General features: G+C 65.7%; 6 protein-coding genes. 2 read left to right on the top strand and 4 right to left on the bottom strand.

Features of this window, described 5'->3' with window-relative positions; all coding sequences use genetic code 11:
- The first annotated feature begins 403 nt into the window (after nucleotides 1-403).
- Entirely contained in the window at nucleotides 404-715 is a 312-nt protein-coding gene (locus G510_RS0112945; protein ID WP_029153956.1) for a hypothetical protein, read from the top strand.
- Between the two features lie 228 nt (nucleotides 716-943).
- On the opposite strand, the gene G510_RS0112940 is transcribed toward G510_RS0112945, so the two are convergent.
- From G510_RS0112940 to cmtR, 4 genes are all read right to left on the bottom strand, one after another.
- Complete coding sequence (locus G510_RS0112940; RefSeq protein ID WP_245563361.1) at nucleotides 944-1381, bottom strand: signal peptidase II; 438 nt, start codon at nucleotides 1379-1381, stop codon at nucleotides 944-946.
- A gap of 92 nt (nucleotides 1382-1473) precedes the next feature.
- On the bottom strand, nucleotides 1474-2085 hold the full coding sequence (locus G510_RS0112935; protein ID WP_029153954.1) for a cadmium resistance transporter: 612 nt from the start codon (nucleotides 2083-2085) through the stop codon (nucleotides 1474-1476).
- Nucleotides 2085-4010, bottom strand: a complete 1926-nt coding sequence (locus G510_RS0112930) for a heavy metal translocating P-type ATPase (protein WP_051216761.1) — start codon at nucleotides 4008-4010, stop codon at nucleotides 2085-2087. Before G510_RS0112930 ends, G510_RS0112935 begins: the two co-directional genes overlap by 1 nt.
- Nucleotides 4007-4366, bottom strand: coding sequence for a Cd(II)/Pb(II)-sensing metalloregulatory transcriptional regulator CmtR (cmtR, locus tag G510_RS0112925; RefSeq protein WP_029153952.1), 360 nt, complete (start codon nucleotides 4364-4366; stop codon nucleotides 4007-4009). Before cmtR ends, G510_RS0112930 begins: the two co-directional genes overlap by 4 nt.
- 253 nt (nucleotides 4367-4619) lie before the next feature.
- Here cmtR and G510_RS18090 point away from each other — a divergent pair.
- On the top strand, nucleotides 4620-4878 hold a 259-nt coding region (locus G510_RS18090; RefSeq protein WP_169562646.1), incomplete at its 3' end, for a helix-turn-helix domain-containing protein.

Here is a 4878-nt window from a genome sequence, read left to right as displayed (position 1 = left end):
AGGTAGAGAACGGTCCGCCACCGTGCCTGATCCGGGCTGCCTTCGGCAACTTGGGAACCGAGATAAGGAAGCAGTCGCACTCGTCGAGCTGGTACCCACCCCACGACGCGACGCGGAGCTGCTCGCGAGCCAGTTCACGGTACGGGTGATCCCCGCTGCACAGAAGATCCAGCACCGTCTTCTCCTTCGCGGAGAAAGCACTCCCAACTGCGCGACCACGACTCATGTTCATCCCTCGAGGATACGGGGGCGGCATCGCTGGGTCTCGCTACCGCAGACATGGCACCTACGGCACGAAGACCTGACAGAGTAGGCGGGTGGTGCGTTTACCGGTTGAGACCGCCATCGTTTTCGGTGGTAGCCCGGGCACGACATCAACAGCGAAGTCGAGGATGATTGAGTCGTGGAGATTGAGCTGCTTTATATCGCCGGTTGCCCCAGCTGGGTTGAGGCTGGCCGTCGTGTTTCTGAGGCGCTACGAGAAACAGGCCACGACGAATCGGAGGTTCACTACCGACTCATCCGGACGGAGGAGGACGCGGGCGCAGTCTCGTTCGCGGGCTCCCCCACGATCACCCTGGATGGCAACGATCTCTTTCCGGGGTCGGGGCGAAGCAATGACCTCGCCTGCCGTATTTACAGCACCCCTGCTGGGCTGGCCGGGATGCCAACGGTTGAACAGATTCGAGAGGCGCTCTCCGCTCATGGCGACTGACGAGGACGTTGCGTGCACGTGCTGCGGGCGACATCTGCCACGCAAGAAGCTGCACGCACTCGGAGACGATCGCGCTTTCATCTGTCGACGATGCGGCTGGTGGGTGGCTCTGCGCCTACATCGCGACCGCCCGCCTGCCTAAGCGTGAACTCACTCAACGGCTGCCCACGGCGATCGCGCCGATGTAGAGGGCGAGTTGATGGGTGTCCCACCACCGCACAACGGATCTCACTCGGTGCTCTCATCCCCGGCGCGGATCATGAAAACTGCTCCGGTGATCGCTGCGGCGAAGATTACGATGTCGGCGATGTTGCCGATGAACCAGTTTCCGTAGGCGAGGAAGTCCACGACGTGACCCCGGGCGAATCCGGGGTCGCGGAAAAGGCGGTCGCCTGCGTGTGAGGCGGCAGCGCCGCCGAGCGCGCCGATGACGATCGCCCATCCCACGCGTTGCACTCGGAACGCGAACACAATCCCTGTGACCGTGGCGGCGACAGCGAGCAGCGCGAACACCCAGGTGAAGCCTTCCCCGAAGGAGAATGCCGCTCCGGGGTTATAGGCGAGCTGCAAACCCAGCAGGTCACCGATCAGCGGGATGCGCTCACGCTCGGTGAGGGTCGCTTCGGCCCACACCTTCGTTCCCTGATCAATCAGCACGACGACCACGGCGATCAAGAGCGCTCCACCAGTGAGCTGCCGCCGCCGCGCCGACGACAGCTTGCGCGCAGCGGGCGGATGAGCCTCTGACTGGGAGGAGGTCATGCAAGCACCTCGATCAGACGGACCATGACCCCAGATTCGATCAGGATGAACAGGCCAAGGCCGATGAACACGGCCGGTACGAGCCAGTGCTCGACGCGCTCCAGCCCCTCGGTAACAGCCTTGTTGGTACCGATCAGCCGACCGGCCGCGCACCAGACCGCGACGAGGATCAGGAACACGACGATCATGATCGCGACGTCGCTGGGGGCGCTGGTGCGAAAGATCGGCGTGTAGAGGGAGATGTTGTCGGCCCCGTTGGCGATCGTGATCCCTGCGACGCCCCATAGTCCGACCGCGGTGATCTTGGAGTCATCATCATCATCGTCATCGCCGTTACGGCGCAGGCCGCGAATGAGCGTCCAGATGCCGATGCCGAGCGGGATCAGACCCAGGAAACCGACCCATTCGTCCGGAACGATGGTGAGACCGAGAGCGGCGATCACGCTGATCACGACGAGGGTGATGAACCCGAGATACTGGCCCGCGACGATCTGCCACGGCCGGGGCTTCCCTCGACTGGAAGCCAGGAACAGCACGGTGAGCACGACAATGTCGTCGATGTTGGTTGCCGCGAACAGGCCGATCGCTGAACCGATAGTTGCGAGCATCAGCTTTCCAGTCGTGGCGTGCGGGTGCGTGCGGCGCGCAGACCGTTGAGGATCACGATGACCTCCGCGACCTCGTGGACCAGGACGACGGCCGCGAGCCCCAGGACGCCGAAGAGCGCGAGCGGGAGCAGTGCAGTGATGATCAGCAGCGACAGGATGATGTTCTGGTTGATGATCCGTCGACCGCGGCGGGCGTGATCGAACGCTCGCGAGATGAGGCGCAGATCATGGCCGGTGAAGGCCACGTCGGCGGATTCGATTGCCGCGTCGGAGCCGGTGGCGCCCATCGCGATACCGATGTCTGCGCCAGCGAGGGCCGGTGCGTCGTTGATTCCGTCGCCGATCATCGCGACCGGCCCCGCCTTTGACAGCTCGCCGATCGCGGTTGCCTTATCCTCGGGACGCAGTTCCGCGCGCACGTCGCTGATCCCGGCCTGCGCGGCCAGTGCACGAGCGGTGCGGGCGTTGTCTCCGGTGAGCATCGTCACGCCGACGCCTTGGTTGGTGAGCGTCCGGACTACCTCGGGGACTTCAGGGCGCAGTTCGTCGCGGACGCCGATCGCGGCGACGGGGGTTCCGTCGCGGTGGACGATCACGACGGTCATGCCCTGCTCCTCCAACTCCGCGACCTGCTGCCCGAGGTCGCCCGCGTCCAGCCAGCGAGGACTGCCGACGGTGATTCTCGATCCGCCGACAGTGCCGTCGATGCCGTGCCCGGCCTGCTCGGTCACATCTGCAGCTGCCGGTGTGCCCGGGGCCGCGGCGGTGATCGCAGAGGCAAGGGGATGCGTGCTGTGCTGCTCCAGTGCGGCCGCCCAGGCCAGCGCCTGCGTCTCGGTCACGCCGTTCGCAGTGAGCACCGCGGTGACCGCAGGTTCGTTGCGGGTGAGGGTGCCGGTCTTGTCGACCGCGACGTGGCGGACCGTGCCGAAGCGCTCGAAAACGGCGCCGGACTTGATGATCACGCCGAACTTGCTTGCTGCGCCGATCGCGGCGACGACCGTCAGCGGCACCGAGATCGCCAGCGCACACGGAGAAGCGGCGACCAGCACGACAAGCGCGCGGGTGATCCACACCTCTGGATCGCCCAGCAGCGACCCGATGATCGCAACGAGCGCTGCGAGGATCAGAACGCCGGGTACGAGCGGGCGGGCGATCCTGTCCGCGAGACGCGCACGCTCGCCCTTCTCGGTCTGCGCCTTCTCCACCAGCTCCACGATCGTCGTGAGCGAGTTATCGGTGCCCGCAGCAGTCGCCTCGACCTCCAGCACGCCGGCGCTGTTGATCGCACCGGCCGACACCGCATCGCCGGGCTCGACCTCGACCGGGATCGACTCCCCGGTGATCGCCGAGGTGTCCAGGCTGGAGCGACCAGAACGAACGATCCCGTCGGTCGCGATCCGCTCACCCGGGCGGACCACCATGACCTGGCCGACCGTCAACTCTCTCGCCGGCACCTGCGCAGAGACACCGCCCTGCAGCACGGTCGCTGTCTCCGGCACGAGCTTCAGCAGCGCCCTCAGCCCGCCCCGGGCACGGTCCATCGCCTTGTCCTCGAGCGCCTCAGCAATCGAGTACAAGAACGCCAGAGCTGCAGCCTCCTCCACGTAGCCGAGGATGACCGCACCGATCGCGCTGATCGTCATCAGCAGCCCGATACCGAGCTTGCCCTTGAACAGTTTCCGGATCGCGCCGGGCGTGAACGTCGACGCGCCCAGGAGCAGACCGGCCCAGAACAACACCAGCGCCGGGATCTCGAGGCCGGACCATTCAAGGATCAGACCGGCCAGGAATGCGACACCGGAGAAGACCGGCACCATGACCCCACGGTCCCTCCACCAGGGCCGCTCCACCTCTTCGGTCTCATCCTCCGCCGCAGTGGCAGGCTGGGCAGGCTCGTGCTCGCAGCCACACGCCGCGCTCACGCGTCCGCCCCCGTCCCACAGCAGCCAGCCACCGTGCACGCAGAGTCCACGCACGGCGCGTGCTCATCGACCGCCAGCGTCACGTCCACGAGCGCGACGAGCGCAGCCGCAAGATGCGGGTCGGCGATCTCGTAACGGGTCTGGCGACCCTCCGGCTCGGCAACGACAATCCCGCAGTCACGCAGGCAGGTGAGATGGTTCGACACGTTCGAACGCGTCAGCTCCAGCTCACGAGAGAGCACAGCCGGGTAGCTCGGTCCACCGAGCAGAGACATTAGGATTCGGGAACGCGTGGGATCGGCCATGGCCCGGCCGAGCCGGTTCATGACATCGAGGCGTGAGGAAATAGTCAGCACACACTGAACTATACAGTGACTGATGACCTATTGGAACGGCTTCACCCCAGGCCACATCTCTGGGGACTGGGTGTAAGTACATCCGGCTCACACCCCACCGAATACGCCTACCGAAACCCGCTTACGGCGCACGTTTCTGGCATTCGATCTGGTGTGCCTTCACTCACCGCGCCGCAAACGATGGCGGTCTCAACCGGTCAACGCACCACCCAGTGGTGGAAGCATGCGGATAGATCGGCGAGGAGGCCCGGGCATGGTGTTGAGTCTCGAACAGCAGGACGCGGTATGGGAACGATGGCGCGGGGGCGAGCCGGTCCGGGTTATCGCCCGGGCTGTGTGCTGCAACCGTGAGGCGGTGCGTCGGCTCCTGGCAGTGACCGGCGGGATCCGCCCGGCAGCGCGTTCACGGGCACCGCTGAGACTGTCGCTCACTGAACGAGAGGAAATCTCCCGCGGACTCGCGGCCGGTGATTCCGCGCGCGCTATCGCGACTCGCCTGCGCCGGTCTGCTT

This window comes from Microbacterium gubbeenense DSM 15944, from assembly GCF_000422745.1.
Lineage (GTDB): Bacteria > Actinomycetota > Actinomycetes > Actinomycetales > Microbacteriaceae > Microbacterium > Microbacterium gubbeenense.
The sequence above is the reverse complement of the archived record's forward strand: the minus strand, read 5'-3'. Positions and strand labels throughout refer to the sequence as shown.